Origin of the sequence: Pseudomonas lutea (assembly GCF_000759445.1) — a bacterium.
Taxonomy (GTDB): domain Bacteria; phylum Pseudomonadota; class Gammaproteobacteria; order Pseudomonadales; family Pseudomonadaceae; genus Aquipseudomonas; species Aquipseudomonas lutea.
In genome coordinates this window covers 1,088,061-1,105,656 of record NZ_JRMB01000001.1, presented here as the reverse complement: position 1 = coordinate 1,105,656, position 17,596 = coordinate 1,088,061, and the positions used below count along the sequence as shown (strand labels likewise).

Here is a 17,596-nt window from a genome sequence, read left to right as displayed (position 1 = left end):
AGATGGCGTGGCAACGTGAATACGCGCAAGCAGCGCTCGCTCCCAAACCACCGTCGACGGTTCGATGGCTGCTGATCGTGGTTTCAGCCGTGGCGTCGGCTGTGCTGATGTTTCTGCTGTATGCCGTATTGCCTGAACTGCAGGTGTTAAATGTGTGGGCATTCAGCGCATCGCCGTTGGCGGTGGCCATTCTCGCCCTGGCAGCGCGCATGCATGCCTACGGTGTCGCGCTAGAAGAGTACACGCTGCTGCAGGAGCGGACCCGGCTGGCGCAGGTGGCCTGGACGCAATGGGGTCAACGTTATATGGCTGTCATGGCGGCGCTCGTTCTTTTGCCCGAGCCTGTGTCTGCGGTGGCATTGATGAAACCGGCACAGACGCCCATCCCGCAATCGGGCAAAACGCGCCGCATAGCTCGCCTTCCAAAGAGCAAAAAAGGCCGGGCCATGGCAGGTCTGGTCCAACTGATGGATTCGCTTTCGGCTGTCCTGGTGCCGCTGCCACCGGGAGAAAACTTCAGTGTCACTGTTCTGACCGATGCTCCACAGGGTGAATACGCAGCGCTCACTCACATTTGTCAGCAGCGTCTGACGGACCTTACCCCGTCATCCGTCATCAGCGCCGTTCACGTCACAGCTCAGCTTCCCTTCGCGTGGATGGAAGAACGGCTCAAGACCCCAAGCGACCACGTCGAATTCATCCTCGTCATCCAGCTCCACGGCGATGACGCCTACTCCGACGGCCTCGCCGCCATTGTGCTGTGCACCGACGCAGTCGCCAGTGCCCACACGTTACCCGTTGCTGCACGCCTATTGCGGCCCATGCCCCTCGACATCGACGCGTCGGCAACCGATTTCACCACCTTCCTGCAGATTCAAGCCGCTGCCCGCCAGGCAACGGGCCTGTTGGCCGACCGCGCTGAATGGCAGCCGGTGGCCCACACATTACTGGCGGCAGCCGGTGCCGAGGGTGCAGCGCTGCCAGTTGAAAACCGCTGGATTCTGGAGGCCGTGAACGGCGCGCCGGGGCCCTGCGGCCACTGGCTGCTGGCCGCGCTTGGCATCGAGATGGCCAGGCTCGCGCGGCAACCCTTGTTGCTGCTGGCGAGTGAAGACACGGGCCGCTGGATCACCACCGTCACACCGGGAGAAATGTCATGAAAGCCTTGATCGGCAATGGTTGGCGTCGCGTCGGCGGCGCGGTATGGCTTGTCGCGTTTGCAGCGGCGCTGGGCTGGTTCATTTACGCCTATGGCGCAAGGGTCGGACTGACGGAGCGGCATCAGCAAATCTTCGCGTTTCTGCTACTGATGCTGATCGCGCTGCTGGTGCAAACCATTCCCCGCGCCCTGGCGCTGATGAAGAGCCGCCGAAGCATCAAGCGGCAGCCGGGTGATAGCGTATTCCCACCGGATGAGGCGCCATCCACGGCTTCAACTGAAAAGGTCTCGGGCGCCGTGGCGCTGCAGAATTACCTACTCCAGCAATACACCCCCCTGCAACGCCTGCGCACCCGCTTCTACCTCATTGTCGGCGAGCCCAAACAGATTGAAGCCATCGCGCCAGGCCTGGCCGACGCCAAATGGCTCGACAGTCAGAACACCGTGCTGCTGTGGGGCGGCAGCCCGCAAACGCAGAGCGCTGAAGCCGCTGCCCAATGGCAGGCAGTGTTGCACCGGCGTGGCGTGCACGGCGTGGTCTGGGCGCTTGATATTCAGCAAAGTAACGACGCCGCGGCCATGTCCAACGGCGTGGCGGGCCTGAAAAAACTGGCCGGCGACGTCGGTTGGCAACTGCCGTTGCACGTGTGGCAAGTCTGCGACGACGCGAGGCCGCCGTTGAAGCGCCCTCGGGAAACGCTCGGGTGTCTGTTGCCTGCGCGGTTGACCGCAGCGAAGTTGATGGCGGCGATGGGCCGCCTTAATGAGCCTTCGTTGACGCGCGGCCTGGCTCAGGTTCAGGAGACCCAGGCCCATGACTTCCTCCTGCGCCTGGGTCGGGACTTGCAAGCAGAGGGCATCGCTCGCTGGTGCCAGGCACTGACGCCGTTGTTCGGCAGGTTTGCCCGCAGCGTGCCGTTGCGCGGCCTGTGGTTCAGTTTGCCAGCGCAGGCCGCTCAATCGGCTGGCCATGCGTGGCTGCCGGATGCGGCCTGGGCAGGTGTCCTCGCCGGCAAAACCCGCCAGGCCCGGCGCCTGGGCTGGCCCGCCAGCCGCGTTGGCTACACGCTTGTAATGGCCGTCGCGGTGGTGTGGGCGTCGGGCGTGCTGCTGTCGTTTTCCGCTCATCGCGCGCAGATCGTTGAGATCAGCACGGCCCTCGATGACGTCAAGTCTTCGGGCCACCGGGACCAGCAACTGCTCGCGCTCAACGCGCTGATTCTGGAGATGGAACGGCTGAAGGTTCATGCCCAGCGAGGCGAGCCGTGGCACCAGCGCTTCGGCTTGAGCCAGAACGATGCCTTGCTCGCCGCCATGTGGCCGCGCTACGTCGAGGCCAACAACCGGCTGATGCGTGACCCGGCAGCGGAAAACCTCAGGCGTCAGCTTGCGGCGCTGGTCGACACACCGGCAGACAGCGCGCGGCGTGCCAAGGGCGCGCACAACGCTTATGTCCAGCTCAAGGCCTATCTGATGATGGCGCAGCCGGAAAAGGCGGACGCGGCATTTCTGGTCACGGCCCTCAGCCACGCGGAACCTGCGCGCATGGGCGTAGCGCCGGGGCTGTGGAAAGGGCTGTCGCCGAGGCTCTGGCAGTTTTACGCGGAGCATTTGGCGGCGAATCCGCAATGGCGCATCATCCCGGACGAGGCCTTGGTCGCCCATGCGCGCCAGGTGCTGCTCACGCAGCTGGGGCAGCGCAATGGCGAAGCCAGTCTCTATCGGCAGGTGCTGGAGGCAGCGTCGACCCATCACCCCGATCTCGGCCTTGAGCAGATGGTCGATGACAAGGACGCCTGGCCGTTGTTCTACACGCAGACAAAGGTGCCGGGCATGTTCACCCGGCAAGCCTGGGAAGGGCAGGTGCGTCAGGCCATCGACGAGGTTGTCGCGGCGCGGCGCGAGCAGATCGACTGGGTGCTCAGTGATCAGCGCAGCAGCGCCATCGCCAGCAACGCCGGTGTAGCGGGCACTTCGCCGGAGCAACTGCGGGCGCGGCTGACCGAGCGCTATTTTGATGACTACTCGGGCGCCTGGCTGGCGTTCCTCAACAGCGTGCAGTGGCGGCGGGCAGACAGCCTGGCCGATGTCATCGATCAATTGACGCTCATGAGCGATGTCCGCCAGTCGCCGTTGATTGCCTTCATGAACACCCTCGCATGGCAGGGCCAGGCCGGCAACCTTGAGCAGGGGCTCAAGGAGTCGCTGGTGCAATCCGCGCAGAAGCTGATGGGTAGCGAGCGTGTGGCACGCGTCCCGGCCATCAGTCAGTTGACGGACATTCCGGCCGGGCCACTGGATGCGACGTTCGGCCCGCTGTTGGAGTTGCTGGGCAAGGACCCGCAAGGCAATGGCGGCGACGACGAACTCAGCTTGCAGGCGTTTCTGACGCGTGTGACGCGGGTGCGCCTGAAGTTGCAGCAGATCGGCCATGCCCCCGACCCTCAGGGCATGACCCAGGCCATGGCGCAGACGGTGTTTCAGGGCAAGGGCATCGACCTTACCGACACCCGCGCCTACGGCGAGCTGCTGGCGGCCAGCCTTGGTGAAGAGTGGGACGGCGTGGCCCACGCGCTGTTTGTTCAGCCGCTGGATCAGGCCTGGCGAACAGTCCTGGAGCCCTCAGCCGCGGCGCTCAACCGGCAGTGGCAGCAGGCGGTGGTCGAACATTGGGATCAGGCATTTCTGGGCCGCTATCCGTTCGCCGCCACCGGCAGCGATGCGTCATTACCCATGCTGGGCAAAATGATCCGCTCGGACTCGGGGCGCATCGAGCAGTTCTTGCAGCAGGAACTCAACGGGGTTCTGCGCAAGGACGGTGATCGCTGGGTGGCAGACCCCGCCCACGGTCAGAGCCTGCCGATCAACCCGCGCTTTCTTGCGGCCGTGAACCAGCTCAGCCATCTGGCCGACGTGCTCTATACCGACGGCGGCATGGGTCTGCACTTCGAGTTGCAGGGCAAGCCGGTGCGTGACGTGGTCCAGACCACCTTTGTGCTCAATGGCGCGCGGCATCAGTACTTCAACCAAAAAGAAAGCTGGCAGCGCTTCGGCTGGCCCGGCAGCAGCGATTACCCCGGTGCCAGCCTCAGCTGGACCAGCGTGCGCAGCGGCGAGCGCCTATACGGCGACTTTGAGGGGCCATGGGGGCTGATTCGCTTGCTCGACGCCGCCACCGTCACGTCGCTGGACGACAGCGACAGCCGCTACCGCATCACCGTCCCGGCGCCCGACGGCCTGGCCTTGACGTGGCACATGCGCACCGAACTGGGGGCGGGGCCCATGAGCCTGCTGGCGCTGCGTAACTTCCGCCTGCCGCGGCAAATCTTCCTCAACGGGGTTGCCAGCGCAAACACACCACCGCGCAACGAGGTGAGCGAATGAGCCTGCAACAGCTGATGGCCGCCGCACTGGGCGAGCGTGACGCCGTGAAGCTGGCCAGAACCCACGCTGAACCTTGGGAACCCTGGCTGGCGCCGATCAGTGCCGAGTCGGCTGTGGGTGCTGACCCGGGCTACGACGATGATTTCCAAAGCATGCGCGAGGAGGTCAACAAGTTGTCCGGTGCGAACGCCGATCGGGTCATCGCACTGGCCGAGACGCTGCTCAAGGGCAAATGCAAGGACCTGCGCGTGCTCACCTATTACCTCTGGGCGCGCCTGCACCGGGACGGCGAGGCGGGACTGTCGCAAGGGCTGAGCCTGCTGGCTGCCATGATCGAACGCTACACGGCCCAAGTGCTGCCGTTGCGGTCGAACAGCCGCAAAGTCGCGCTGGAATGGCTGGCCAGTGCCAAGGTACTGGACAGCCTGATGCTGTACCCGGAGGTGGTGAAGGCCGAAGCCGAACGCACCGTCGCCGCGCTCACCTGGCTGGATCACGTGCTGCTTGCATGGCCGGCAGCGCAACGTCCGGAACTGGGCGCGCTGTACGCGGCGTTGTCGGCGCGCCTTGCCCAGGCTGGCGGGCTTGACGCAGTGGTGCCGCAGTTCGGCGCCAGCCGCAATGCGCGCGAGGTTGCCGTCAATGGTGAGTCCGATGGCCGAGACAGCACCAGGCAAAGCGCGGCGCCTGCGCCCGATGTCATCCGCTCCGGTCGCGATTTGCTCGACAGCGGACGCGCGCTGGCCGGTTACCTGCGCGAGCAACCCCAGGGCTGGCTCGCCGCCCACCGCCTGATCAAAAGCCTGCGCTGGGACACGGTGCATCAGTCGCCGCCGCAGGACGCCAGCGGGCGCACACGGCTGGCACCGCCGCGGGGCGAATACCGCGCGCAGCTCAAGCGCTTGTACGTGCAGCAGAGCTGGAACGAACTGCTCGATCAGGTCGAGCGCATGTTCGCCGAGGGCGTGAACCATTTCTGGCTCGACCTGCAGTGGTTCCTTTACCAGGCGCTGAGCAAGCAACCCGCGCCGTACGAAGGCTGGGCGCGCATCGTCAAGGATGACCTGAGCATGCTTCTGGACCGTCTGCCGGGGCTTGAAACGCTGTGCTGGAACGACGGTTCGACGTTCGCCGATGAGACCACGCGCGAGTGGATCGAGCAGCACGTCATCCGTCAGGACACCCAGGCATGGCTTGCCACGCCCGCTGCCTCCACCGCCGGCGAGGCGGACATTCTGGCGCTGGAAAGCGAAGCGCTGGCCCAGGCTGATCGTGACGGCGTCGAGCAGGCGCTGGCGTGGCTGGGCGCGCGGCCTGACATTCACAGCGGGCGCCAGCGCTGGCTGCTGCGCCTGCTGATGGCGCGGGTCGCGGAACAGTGCGGCAAAAGCGAGCTGGCGTTGCACCTGCTCGGTGAACTGGACGCCATAGCCCTGCGCCATGGGTTGGCGCAGTGGGAGCCGGAGCGGGTATTTGAAGTCAAGGCGCGGCTGCTCAAGCTGCTGCGCATGAAAGCCCAGCGCAGTGACGCCGACAAGGCTGCGCTGGGCAAACGTATGGAGCCGCTGCTGGCGGCTCTGGTAGCGATGGACCCGGTGCGCGCAGCCGTGCTGTGCGTCTGAAACCTATGACCAGGAGGTATCTTTGAACCAGGACAATCTCACCCTGCAATATTTCGACGCGGAAATGCGTTACCTGCGCGAGGCCGGTCAGGAGTTCGCCAAAGCATTCCCCGACCGCGCCGCCTCGCTGAATCTGGACAAACCCGGCGCCCACGACCCTTACGTTGAGCGGCTGTTCGAAGGCTTTGCCTTCCTGATGGGACGGCTGCGGGAAAAGCTCGACGATGACCTGCCGGAGTTGACCGAAGGCCTTGTCAGCCTGTTGTGGCCGCATTACCTGCGCACCATTCCATCGCTGTCGATCGTCGAACTGCAGCCCGACGTAAATCAGATGAAGCAGAGCGAGACCGTTGCCACCGGCTTCGAAATCCAGTCGCAGCCCATCGGACCGCAGCGCACGCGGTGCAGCTACACCACCACGCAGGATTTGATCCTGCGCCCGCTGACGCTGGATTTCGTGAGGCTGGCGCAGGAACCGGACGGTCGCTCGGTAATCCGCCTGCGTTTTTCCTGCGGTGCGTTGAGTCAGTGGGGGGAGATGGACCTGCGCCGTATTCCGCTGTACCTCAACGCCGCTCCCGCCGTGGCCAACGCTTTGCACAACGCGCTGACACTCGGCGCTCAGGCGATGTACGTGCGCCAGTCGACCGATGCGCAACGTCAGCCGTTGCAAGGGCACTTCGCGGCAAAGGGCTTTCGCGAGGAGGACCAGCTCTGGCCCAAGGGCGACAGTGCGTTCAGCGGCTATCAGCTGTTGCTGGAGTACTTCAGTTTTCGCGAGAAATTCATGTTCGTGACGCTGTGCGGGCTGGAGCAGATGAACATCACCCCCGGTGCGGCGTGGATCGAACTCGACGTGGTGTTGGGCGAAGCCTGGCCCCATGCGTTCGCCCTGAGCACCGAGCACATGCGCCTGCACGCCGTGCCGGTGATCAATCTGTTTGCGCTTGAGGCCGACCCGCTTACGCTGGACCCGCTGCAGACCGACTACCTGCTGCGCCCCATGCGCTTGCAGGACGGACATACCGAGATTTACTCGGTTGATCGGGTGACTGCATCCCGAGATTCGGGCCGCGAGGAGTACGTGCCGTTTTCTAGCTTCCGGCACAAGGGCGGCATGCTGCACGACGAGGCCCCTGAACGCTACTTTCATACTCGCCTCAAACGCGGGCCCAATGGCCTGCATGACACCTGGCTGATCCTGGGCGGAGAGGGCGCGGACGTCGACCGGCTCAGCCAGCGCCCCTGTCTGTCGCTGCGCCTGACCGGCACCAACGGCCAGTTGCCGCGCAAGGCCTTGCAAAGCACGGTGCTCGACACACCGCTGCACTCGATCCAGGTCGGTCTGCGCGTGCGTAACCTTTGCGCGCCGACGCTGCCGTTGTACCCGCCCAGCCGCGACCGCTTCCACTGGCGGATATTGAGCCATCTGGGCTCCACGTTTTTGCCCATGCTCGACAACGCCGAAGTGCTGCGCGGCACTCTGGCGCTCTACGACTGGACGGGCAGCGAGCTGAATCGACGTCGCCTGGAAGCCATTGTCGAGGTCAGCCACCACCTGATTCAGCGCTTCGAAAAGGGCTTTCTGCTGCGCGGCGTGGACATCCAGATCACGCTGGACGCCGACGGCTTCGGTGGCCAGGGCGACATCTGCCTGTTTGGCGAAATGCTTAATCGGTTCTTTGCGCTGTACGCGGACATTCACTTGTTCACTCAGGTCACTCTGGTGCTGCAACCGACCGGGAGGAGCCTGCGATGGAGCGAAAACCACAGCCAGCGGATCCCCGGCTGACCGTCGCGGTACTCCTTGACGCGCTGCGCGGCCGGGTGGCTGAGGCGAACGTTTACCGCTTCTGCCAACTGGTTGAAGACGCGGCGCCTGGCCAGCCGCCCTTGGGCAGTTCCGAACGCCCGGCCGACGACCTGGTGCGCTTTCGCCCCGATCCCGGAATGGGCTTTCCGGCCAGCGAACTGAAAGGGCTTGAATGGCCGTCGCAGAACAGTGCGCTGCCCGCGACCGTGCGCACGCGGGTGCTGGGGCTGTACGGCGTGGATTCGCCGCTCCCGACCCGTTATCTGGACGACATTGCCCAGCGACGTGAAGGCCATGAGGCCCTGGAGGCGTTTCTCGACGTCTTCAACCACCGGATATTCACCCAGTACTACCGGATCTGGCGCAAGTATTCCTACCCGGCGTCGTTCGCCAGCGGCGGCGTGGATGCCACTTCTCAATGCCTGTTCGGGTTGATCGGGTTGGGCATTCCCGGCACGGCCAAACGCGTGGAAACGCCGCTGTCGCGGTTTCTCGCACTGCTGGGCATCATGCGTTTGCCGACCCGCAACGCAGAAGGCATCACCGCCCTGGTGCGGGTGCTGGCTGCGCGTACTCAGGCGACGACCGCGCCGCACTGGCCGCTGAGTATTACATTGGCGGCACCCGCCAGCTTGTCGGCGGCGCGCCCGGTGAGCCTCTCCCAGAACACACCATTGGGCCGCGTCGGTTGGGACGTCAACAGCGAGTTGCTGCTGACGTTATTCACCGCCGACCACCACGAGGCCCGCAACTGGTTGCCCGGTGGCACGTTGCGCCGCGACTTGCTGGTGCTGTTGCAGGTGTATCTGGGCTGGCGCTGCACGGTGCGCTTGCACCTGTCGCTGCCCGTCGCCTGCCTGCCACCGTCAGTGTTGAGCGGCGCAGGCGTGCTGCTGGGCATGACCGCCAGCCTTGCGCTGCAGTGCCGGTCAACCGGGCAAGCAACCCCGGTCCACCTTCATGAACCGGGCTCAGAGATTGATTCGGCAGATGACTCGGCCCCGCAAACATCTCCTGACCCAATCCCCAGGCCATACCCAGACCCAGACCCAGACCCAGACCCGGATCCATCCCGCGCCTTCTCCCCCACAACAGTCACGATCTACCTGGGTCGTTACAAGGGCCTCAAACCCCGAACTCTGGAAGGAATACCTCTCTATGTCTCGATCCATATTTAGCGCGTTGCCCATGCTTGCCCTCGGGCTTCTCATCAGCGGCTGCGGGATGACGCAAAGCGTGTCCGAATCCTCTGCTTCGCTCGCCGACTCGATCTTCCACAAGCAATTGCGCACGCTGCGGCTGGACTTCGACGGGCGAATGGCCTTGAACACCGAAGGCACCGACATGCGCGCGCTCTCGGTGCCGGTCATGGTGCGGGTGTATCAGCTGCGCGACGGTGCCTCGGTCAATAACGCCAGTTACGATGATCTGCTGCGCGATGCCCAGCGCGTGCTCGGCAGCGACCTGCTGGACCAGCGCTCGGTGGTCGTCAGGCCCGGGGAGGGCGCGCAGCTGGATGTGCCGCTGGACGAGAACGCTGCTGTCATTGCCGCGGTCGGTTTGTTCCGCGAGCCCGATGCGCAGCGCAACGACTGGCGGCTGGTGTTCAAACGCGACGACCTTGATGCCGAGCGGCCCCGGGTGATCGAACTGAGTGGCAACCGCTTGACGTTGCGGCCGTTGGCCGAGGACTGACCATGGCTGCACTCAACCCCTCGCTGTACGAGACGCTGCTGCAGAATTTCAGTGGCGAACTCGACCTGCATCAGGTGACTGAAGACGACCAGTACGTGCTTTCGGTGCTGGATAACCTTCAGCGCATCCTCAATAGCCGGGCGGGCACGCTGGCGCATCTGCCCGATTTCGGTTTGCCTGACATGGCCACCGTGCTCGAGGACCTGCCGTCTGCCGCCCATGGGCTGATGCGCACCATCGCCGACACCTTGCTTAAATACGAGCCGCGTCTGGTGTCGCTGCACATTGAGCTCTTGCCGCAGACCCAGCCGGGGCATCTGGTCTATGCCCTGGAGGCGACGCTGCATGGCGAACGCACCGCGACGTTCGGCACGACCTTGAGCCCGGAGGGGCGCGCTGTGGTACGCCACCTCAAGCGCCATGACCTGCAGCAGCGCTGCTGAGGAGCAAGGAGGTGAACGTGATCGAAAACGCTGAACTGCGCACCGTCGCAGGCGCTGATCCACGCGGGCTGCCGGAGTACCAGGCGCTGTGCGCGGAAATGGCCAAGCTCGGTCACCCTGCGTGTCCTGATGTGCAATGGCGCTGCGTAGAACAGCGCTGCCTCAGGCTCTTTGCCTGCAACGGCGCGGACCTGCAATCGGCCGCGTGGTATGTACTTGCGCGCAGTCACCTGGACGGCCTCGACGGGCTGGTGCAAGGCCTCAACGTGATCGAGACGCTGGTGGCGGCGGGCGCCAATCCCTGGCCGCGTGGCCTGTCGGCGCGGGCGGACATACTCAGGCGGCTAAATGTTCTGTTGCAGGGGGCGCTGCGAAGTACAGCACTGGACGCGCACGATCTGCCGCGCCTTGGCCTGATCGAACGGCAGCTGGCGCATTTGCACCTGAGGCTGGTCGGCCAGCCTGCGGATACTGTCAACCCGCTGGATGGCCTGCGCCAACAGATTGCGCGACTGGCGTGCCGCATAGAACGTGATGCCCGTGAGCAGGCGCGGCGAGGGGCTGGCGCCTCGATCAAGCCGCCGGATGCACACGCCGCCGAGCATCCCGCAGTGCCGGGAATGGGGCGGGAGATTAAAAGCGCCAGGCGGCCAGATACCAAGCCTGCCGCGAACAGGCGAGGGCTGGCGTGGCTGGCATGCCTGGGATCGGCCCTGCTGGTTTTGCTTGCCGCCTTTACCGGAAGCTGAGGTACGCGATTCACGCCAGCCACAGTACGGCGGCGGTCATAGGGTGCCGCGGTCCGTAGGAGCCAACGTGCTGGCGAACGCGCCCGACGCCACGGCAGCGAATAGTCCCCGCGTTCGCCAGCACGCCGGCTCCTGCAGGGCTGCACTCAGCCACAAGGACCGAGTTTCGCCGGGATACTGCCGATCTTTCATGCAACAGAGCCGAAACCTGCCGTTTGGCCGGGCGTCGCCTTTAAGCTGTCCGCCATATTTACAGTCGGGCACCCGTCCATTAGTGTGCGCGCATCAACTGCCTTGAAACTGCGGCTGCCGCATGTTCACGCACGTCTGCACAGACCGGACACCTTTGCCTTTGATCGACACCACCCTTGAGTTGACCACCGCCCTGGTTCCGGTGCCGACGGCCAGCGTTCTTCAGCAGTTGCGCACGGCGACTGCCGCTCAGCATCGGGCGCTGGAAGCCAGGCTGCCACTGACCCATGCCGACCTGGATTTCCCCACCTATCAGCACATCATCCAGGCCTATTACGGCTTCCATTCACCGCTGCAACGCTCGATCGATCAATTCTTCGCGGCTCAGCCGGCTCACTCGTCGCTTGTGCAGGACCCCGCACGCCACAAGGTCCCGGCGCTGCTCAAAGACTTGCACGCGATGGGCCTGACTGACGCGCAGATTCAAGACTTGCCTCAATGCAGCGAGTTGCCTGTGATCGACAGCGTCGCCCGGTTGTTCGGGGTGATGTACGTCATGGAAGGGGCTACGCTGGGGGGGCAGGTGCTGCGCCGGATCATCGCGGACAGGCTGGGCATTGATGCCGAAAGCGGCGGCGAGTTTCTGGACGTCTATGGCCGGGACACCGGGCGTTTGTGGAAAACCTTCCTCAGGCAGCTGGCAGATTTCGATTCGCCCCGGCACAACGCCGAGGTCGCGCAATCGGCCTGCCTCACTTTCGAATGTTTTGAAACCTGGCTGGAGCGCGCGGGAGTGCTGAATGACGCTTAACGACACGCAGACCATGGATGCGCTGCTGGACACTTGCGCCAACGAGCCCATCCGTATCCCGGGTGCGATACAGCCCCACGGCGCACTGTTGACGCTGCTGGAAAGCGACTGGACCGTGCAGCAGGTGAGCGCCAATGCGCGCGAGATGCTGGGCGTTAGCCATGAAGTCCAGCCCGGCGATGGGCTGGCGCGCTGGCTGGGTGACGCCCAGGCAGACAGTCTGGTTGAAGCGCTGCGCCACGCCGACCTGGAGAGCATCGACCCTTTGCCGATGCAGTTCGGCGGGCAGGCTTTCGACGGCCTGTTGCATCGCCACGACGGCCTGTTGTTTCTGGAGCTGGAACCGGTGCCGCCCCAGTCGGCCGTGCATGGACTGGGCTCCAGGCTGACGCGCACTCTGCGCCGCCTGCAAGCGGCCAAGTCGCTGGATGAGCTGTACGCCATCAGCGTCACTGAAATCCGCGAGTTGACCGGCTACGATCGCGTGATGATCTACCGCTTCGAGGAGGAGGGCCACGGCCAAGTCATTGCCGAGTCCGCCGCGCCGGAAATGGACGCTTACAAGGGCCTGTTTTTCCCCGCCACCGACATACCCCAGCAGGCCCGCGAGCTGTACCGTCTGAACTGGCTGCGCATTATTCCCGATGCCGCCTATGTGCCGTCGCCGCTGCTGCCGGCACTGCGCCCGGACACCGGTGAGCCGCTGGACATGGGCCATGCCGTGTTGCGCAGCGTGTCGCCGATTCACTGCCAGTACATGCTCAACATGGGCGTGCGCTCCTCGATGAGTATTTCGCTGCTCAAGGACGACCGCTTGTGGGGCCTGATCAGCTGCGGCAACCGCGAGCCGCTGCAGGTATCGCATACCCTGCGCTCGGCCTGCCAGACCATCGGCCAGGTGCTGTCGCTGCAGATCAGCCTGCTTGAAGACCAGCACATTCAGCGCCAGCGACTGGCCAAGCACCACATGCTCGACCGACTGTCGCGGGCGATGAGCGAGGCGCCTGAGGACGTTTACAACGGCTTGCTGGAAAACGCCTCGGCCTTGCTGACACTGGTCGATGCCGGCGGCGTGGCAGTAATCGTCGACAGCCAAGTGCACCTGATAGGCCAATGCCCGACAGCCGATCAAGTGATGGCGTTGCAGGAATGGCTGCTGACCCGGCCGCAGCCGGTTTTCGAATCCAGCAGCCTGGGTGCAGTCTTCCCGGCGGCGCAGGCTTACCCGCACGTGGCAAGCGGCTTATTGGCGTTCAGTCTGCCCAAACCGGTGGTTAACGGGGTGCTGTGGTTCAGGGCCGAGGTCAAAGACAGCGTTCACTGGAGCGGCAACCCGGAAAAGTCCAAACGGGTCGTCAACGATCGGCTTCAGCCGCGCGAGTCCTTCGCCGCCTGGAAACAGCAAGTCAATGGCACCGCGCGGGCCTGGAATGCCGGGGAGGTGTACGCGGCGTCCGATCTGCGTCGCTCGGCGCTGGAGGCCGATTTGTCGCGCCAGGTGCTGCGTGAGCAGGACGCGGTGCGCGCACGCGACGAGCTGGTAGCCGTGGTGTCCCACGACCTGCGCAGCCCGCTGACGGTTATCGTCATGCAGTGCGGCATGATGCAGCGTGTGATCGCAGCCGATGCCAGTCCGGCTTCCAAGCGCCTGAATTCGGCCATCGATACGCTGCAACGGGCCTCCGGGCGCATGACGCGGCTGTTGGAGGACCTGCTCGACACCTCGAAGATCGAGGCCGGTCGCTACTCCATTGATGTTCAGCCGCTGGACGTCAGTCAGTTTTTTGAAGACACCTGGTCACTGCTCTCGCCACTGGCGCAGAACAAGTACATCGAACTGACGTTCACCACGGAGCCGGAGCTGAAGATGTTCGCCGATCCCGAGCGCATGTTTCAGGTGCTGTCCAACCTGGTCGGCAACGCGATCAAATTCACCCCCAAGGCCGGCACTGTCAGCGTCAATGCCAGGGCCGATGGCGACACCGTCGTGGTCACGGTCGTGGACTCCGGCAACGGGATCGCGCCCGATCAGTTACCCCACATATTTGAACGCTACTGGCGCATACGCGAGGGCAACCCGAGCGGTACGGGGTTGGGACTCTATATCTCGCGTGGCATCGTCAAGGCCCATGGTGGTGACTTGAGCGCGGCCAGTAAACCCGGCGTGGGCAGCGAGTTCCGCTTCACGGTGCCGCGCGCTCAATAACATTGCGCGTTGCACCCCCTCGCGGGTGCATGGGGCGCGAGGCCTGGCTTGGAGGGTAAAAGGTATTCCTGTCGGGAATCCGCGCTATAAAAAACATGAATTTTATTTATGGCTGTTTGGCTACTACCGTGTGCGCATTCCGTACATGTGGGAGCTGCCATGACCTGTCCAAGCCCGCCACCCCTCGCCGAGGCACACTGGAAGCGCAACCTTGTGGTCTGCGTATTCGGCGCTTTCACCACCATCGTTGCCATGACCTTGCTGCTGCCGTTCCTGCCGCTGTACGTCGAGCACCTGGGCGTCAGCGATCCGGCTGCCATTGTGCAGTGGTCAGGGGTTGCGTTCGGTGCGACCTTTTTGTCTGCCGCACTCACGGCGCCGTTGTGGGGCCGTCTGGGCGACCGTTATGGGCGCAAGCTGATGCTGATTCGCGCCAGTCTGGGCATGGCCATCGCCATGTCCCTGATCGGCCTGGCGGAAAACATTTACCAGTTGGTGGGGCTGCGACTGTTGGCGGGGCTGCTCGGCGGCTACGCCTCCGGCGCGACCATTCTGGTGGCGACCCAGACCCCGAAGGCGCGAACGGGCTGGGCGCTGGGGATGCTGTCGTCGGGGATCATGGCGGGCAACCTCGCCGGGCCGCTGATCGGAGGTCTGCTGCCGCCGCTGATTGGCATCCGCGCTACGTTTTTTCTGGCCGGGGGGGTGATTTTCCTGACCTTCCTCGCTACGTTGTTTTTGATGAAAGAGGCGCCGCGGCCCAGGCTTCACCCGGGGGCAGCGAAGGCGCCTGCGATCAGACTGTGGGACCTCGTCGCTGACAAAAAGCCGATGCTGACCATGCTGGTGGTGGCCTGTCTGGTGATGTTTTCGATCATGTCCATCGAGCCGATCATCACGGTGTACCTCACTGAACTGCACACCGAAAACGTCACCTTGATGGCGGGTCTGGTTATGTCGGCGACGGCACTGGCCAGCGTGTTGTCGGCGTCGCGCATCGGCAAGCTGGCAGACCGCGTCGGCCATTGGAAGGTGGTCATCGGTTGCCTGAGCGCGGCGGCCCTGCTGCTGATTCCCCAGGCATTCGTCAGCCACGCATGGCAACTGCTGCTGTTGCGGTTTCTCATGGGGATTGCACTCGGCGGCCTGCTGCCGTGCATCGCCGCAATCATTCGGCATTCGGTGCCCGACGCCGTGGCAGGGCGCATGCTTGGTTACTCGACGTCCTGCCAATACATCGGCCAGGTTCTGGGGCCGTTGACCGGTGGCTCTCTGGGCGGGCATTTCGGCATGCCGGTGGTGTTTGTCGTCACCTGCATGCTGATGGCGGGGTGCGCGCTGGGCATGCTGATGATGCGCCCCGGTATTGCGGCGAGCCATTAGCGGGCTGCACTGGCCGATGGCGAAGCGTGTGGCGTTTGACAAAACCATGACATGACGCATCGGATAATCGGCGCCGGCGGGGCCAGGCCCCGGATTCGAGTACCGCCATGCACGGACATTCATGGACATCAAACACAGCCTCAAACAACGGATCGTCATCGTCTTCGCGTTGATGAGCACACTGGTCGCCGGGGTGTTCGCCATCGGCATCATCGCGACGGTACACCTGGTCGAAAAACGTCTGACCACCATGAGCCTCGGCGGCAACCTCCATCGTTTGCTGGCCCTGGACAGCGTCGACGACTGGCGTCACCGACCCGATAAAGACGAGTTGTTCTACGCCGACGAGGGTGTCGGCGACCTGGCCATGAGCGATGACCTCAAAGGCCTGCGCCCGGGCTTTCAGGAGTTTTCACGTGGCAAGAAAGCCTATTACGCCATGGTCTCTGTGGTGAACGGTCGCCATTACGTGCTGTTGCGTGATCAACGCAAGTTTGAAAAGCGCGAGCGCATACTCTTCGGCGTCGTGTTGATCGGCTTTGTGCTCAGCGTGCTGCTCGCAGTGTTGCTCGGGCGGTTGCTGGCGTCGCGGGTGATCACGCCCGTGTCACGCCTGGCGGGTCAGGTGCGTCATCGCGACCAGTTGCTGGAGATGGCGCCGGTGCTTGCCAGCGACTACGCCAGCGACGAGGTCGGCGCACTGGCGCGTTCCTTCGACGAAACCCTGGGCCGGCTGCGCGCCGCACTGAGCCGCGAAAAGCTATTCACCAGCGACGTCAGTCACGAGCTGCGTACGCCGCTGATGGTGTTGGCCACATCGTGCGAGTTGCTGATGGAATATCCGGCGCTGGATGACCGGTCCCGCGCGCAGGTCAAGCGCATCAGCAATGCCACGGCGGGCATGAATCAGTTAGTCGAGACTTTCCTGCTGCTGGCCCGTACCGAGGGCAGAAACACCCCGCAGGGGCAGCGTTCGTCTATGGTCCTGATTGCCGATGAGCTCGCCGACATCTGGCGCCCGTCCATCGAAGCCAAGGGCCTGACGTTCGTTTATCAGCGTCACCAGGGCGACGGCGAAGCGTACAACGCACCGTTGTTGCGCTCGGTCATGGGCAATCTGTTGCGCAACGCCTGGCATTACACGGATCAGGGCTTCATTCAGCTGACCCTGCGTACCGACGGCTTCAGTGTCGAGGACAGCGGCATCGGCATTCCGCTGGAAAAACAACAAGCCATGTTCGAGCCCTTCGTGCGCGGCGATGAACAGCGCGGCGAGGGATTGGGTCTCGGGCTGTCGCTGGTGCAGAGGATCTGCGCCAACCAGCGCTGGACAGTGAGCCTGACCACCCGTGCGGACGGCGGATGCTGTTTCACCGTGCTGTTGAATCCTGACTCGCCTGCCGGCTAAGCCGATCTGAGCGGCACTGCGCTGCTGGTGGACAGAACCAAGCCGAGCTGACCGGCACAGTGCTTCGGTGGGACATGATCAAGCAGGCCTGACTGGCAAGGTGCTTCTGTGGGACATGATCAAGCAGGCCTGACTGGCAAGGTGCTTCTGTGGGACAGGCTCAAGCTGACCTGATTGGCACCATGCTTTTGTGGGACAGGCTCAAGCCAACCGGATTGGCACCATGCTTCTGTGGGACAGAACCAGGCCCACCTGACCGGCACCGTGCTTCTGTAGGACCGGCTTCAGCCGGGAAGGGCTAGGAGCAGCCTGCTCCGCTGGTCAGAATGACCGCACGAGTGGCGGACTGCCCGCTCCAAGGTATGTCTCCCTACATGGACTTGCGATCATGCGCTCCCCCCATCCATCACTCGTTTGCGGGCCTGCTGACGATGACGTTGCGAACGTCGACGACACCCCCGAGTACCCGCTGTCCGCGCCCCTCAAGCCCGAAGAACCAGAGCGTCGCAGCGATCAGTCCAAGGCCGAGACCGACGGCTGCGCCCCGGAGGAGGAGGCCGTTTGAACCGAGCCATCTCATCCGTTTGGATGATGTGCGGGCGAAGAGTCTCCAGCGGCGCCCGACTTTGGGGCCAAATCAAATGATGATTGCGCTTGGAAAGCGTTCTTAAAAACGGAAGAATGCGCGCTGTGTCGCGTGACGTCTGACGTCTTTGCGGCCCGCGCCGACC

At 64.0% G+C, this 17,596-nt stretch carries 13 protein-coding genes; all 13 read left to right on the top strand.

The window, feature by feature from the left end; genetic code table 11:
* Positions 1–2: 2 nt before the first annotated feature.
* The 13 genes from LT42_RS04550 to LT42_RS25910 all read left to right on the top strand — a co-directional run bounded on the left by LT42_RS04550 (position 3) and on the right by LT42_RS25910 (position 17,430).
* Positions 3–1,160 carry a hypothetical protein gene (locus tag LT42_RS04550; RefSeq protein WP_052075071.1) on the top strand — a complete coding sequence of 386 codons (1,158 nt, stop codon included), beginning with the start codon at positions 3–5 and terminating at the stop codon, positions 1,158–1,160.
* Complete coding sequence (locus LT42_RS04545; RefSeq protein WP_276209489.1) at positions 1,157–4,543, top strand: ImcF-related family protein; 3,387 nt, start codon at positions 1,157–1,159, stop codon at positions 4,541–4,543. The genes LT42_RS04550 and LT42_RS04545 overlap by 4 nt, the downstream gene beginning before the upstream one ends.
* Positions 4,540–6,165, top strand: a complete 1,626-nt coding sequence (tssA, locus tag LT42_RS04540; RefSeq protein WP_037010298.1) for a type VI secretion system protein TssA — start codon at positions 4,540–4,542, stop codon at positions 6,163–6,165. Before LT42_RS04545 ends, tssA begins: the two co-directional genes overlap by 4 nt.
* Before the next feature lie 22 nt (positions 6,166–6,187).
* Positions 6,188–7,957, top strand: coding sequence for a type VI secretion system baseplate subunit TssF (gene tssF, locus LT42_RS04535; protein WP_037010296.1), 1,770 nt, complete (start codon positions 6,188–6,190; stop codon positions 7,955–7,957).
* Entirely contained in the window at positions 7,921–9,156 is a 1,236-nt protein-coding gene (gene tssG / locus LT42_RS04530; protein ID WP_081955312.1) for a type VI secretion system baseplate subunit TssG, read from the top strand. The genes tssF and tssG overlap by 37 nt, the downstream gene beginning before the upstream one ends.
* Positions 9,137–9,673 carry a type VI secretion system lipoprotein TssJ gene (tssJ, locus tag LT42_RS04525; RefSeq protein ID WP_037010294.1) on the top strand — a complete coding sequence of 179 codons (537 nt, stop codon included), beginning with the start codon at positions 9,137–9,139 and terminating at the stop codon, positions 9,671–9,673. Before tssG ends, tssJ begins: the two co-directional genes overlap by 20 nt.
* A gap of 2 nt (positions 9,674–9,675) precedes the next feature.
* Entirely contained in the window at positions 9,676–10,116 is a 441-nt protein-coding gene (gene tssE, locus LT42_RS04520; RefSeq protein WP_037010293.1) for a type VI secretion system baseplate subunit TssE, read from the top strand.
* A gap of 11 nt (positions 10,117–10,127) precedes the next feature.
* Positions 10,128–10,865, top strand: coding sequence for a type VI secretion system ImpA family N-terminal domain-containing protein (locus tag LT42_RS24835; protein ID WP_276209488.1), 738 nt, complete (start codon positions 10,128–10,130; stop codon positions 10,863–10,865).
* 313 nt (positions 10,866–11,178) lie between these two features.
* Positions 11,179–11,868, top strand: coding sequence for a biliverdin-producing heme oxygenase (locus LT42_RS04510; protein WP_052075069.1), 690 nt, complete (start codon positions 11,179–11,181; stop codon positions 11,866–11,868).
* Positions 11,858–14,074, top strand: a complete 2,217-nt coding sequence (locus LT42_RS04505; protein ID WP_037010291.1) for an ATP-binding protein — start codon at positions 11,858–11,860, stop codon at positions 14,072–14,074. Before LT42_RS04510 ends, LT42_RS04505 begins: the two co-directional genes overlap by 11 nt.
* A gap of 159 nt (positions 14,075–14,233) precedes the next feature.
* On the top strand, positions 14,234–15,457 hold the full coding sequence (locus tag LT42_RS04500) for an MFS transporter (protein WP_037010289.1): 1,224 nt from the start codon (positions 14,234–14,236) through the stop codon (positions 15,455–15,457).
* Positions 15,458–15,578: 121 nt separating this feature from the next.
* Entirely contained in the window at positions 15,579–16,865 is a 1,287-nt protein-coding gene (locus LT42_RS04495; protein ID WP_037010288.1) for a sensor histidine kinase, read from the top strand.
* A 388-nt stretch (positions 16,866–17,253) separates the two neighbouring features.
* Entirely contained in the window at positions 17,254–17,430 is a 177-nt protein-coding gene (locus LT42_RS25910; protein ID WP_160176712.1) for a hypothetical protein, read from the top strand.
* The last annotated feature ends 166 nt before the right edge of the window (positions 17,431–17,596 follow it).

Bases quoted from the DNA above. Each gene is read 5' to 3' on its own strand.
- LT42_RS04550 (WP_052075071.1), top strand. From the start codon at position 3: ATGGCGTGGCAACGTGAATACGCGCAAGCAGCGCTCGCTCCCAAACCA.
- LT42_RS04505 (WP_037010291.1), top strand. From the start codon at position 11,858: ATGACGCTTAACGACACGCAGACCATGGATGCGCTGCTGGACACTTGC.
- tssA (WP_037010298.1), top strand. From the start codon at position 4,540: ATGAGCCTGCAACAGCTGATGGCCGCCGCACTGGGCGAGCGTGACGCC.
- LT42_RS04545 (WP_276209489.1), top strand. From the start codon at position 1,157: ATGAAAGCCTTGATCGGCAATGGTTGGCGTCGCGTCGGCGGCGCGGTA.
- LT42_RS04510 (WP_052075069.1), top strand. From the start codon at position 11,179: ATGTTCACGCACGTCTGCACAGACCGGACACCTTTGCCTTTGATCGAC.
- tssG (WP_081955312.1), top strand. From the start codon at position 7,921: ATGGAGCGAAAACCACAGCCAGCGGATCCCCGGCTGACCGTCGCGGTA.
- LT42_RS04500 (WP_037010289.1), top strand. From the start codon at position 14,234: ATGACCTGTCCAAGCCCGCCACCCCTCGCCGAGGCACACTGGAAGCGC.
- tssE (WP_037010293.1), top strand. From the start codon at position 9,676: ATGGCTGCACTCAACCCCTCGCTGTACGAGACGCTGCTGCAGAATTTC.
- tssJ (WP_037010294.1), top strand. From the start codon at position 9,137: ATGTCTCGATCCATATTTAGCGCGTTGCCCATGCTTGCCCTCGGGCTT.
- LT42_RS04495 (WP_037010288.1), top strand. From the start codon at position 15,579: ATGGACATCAAACACAGCCTCAAACAACGGATCGTCATCGTCTTCGCG.
- LT42_RS25910 (WP_160176712.1), top strand. From the start codon at position 17,254: ATGCGCTCCCCCCATCCATCACTCGTTTGCGGGCCTGCTGACGATGAC.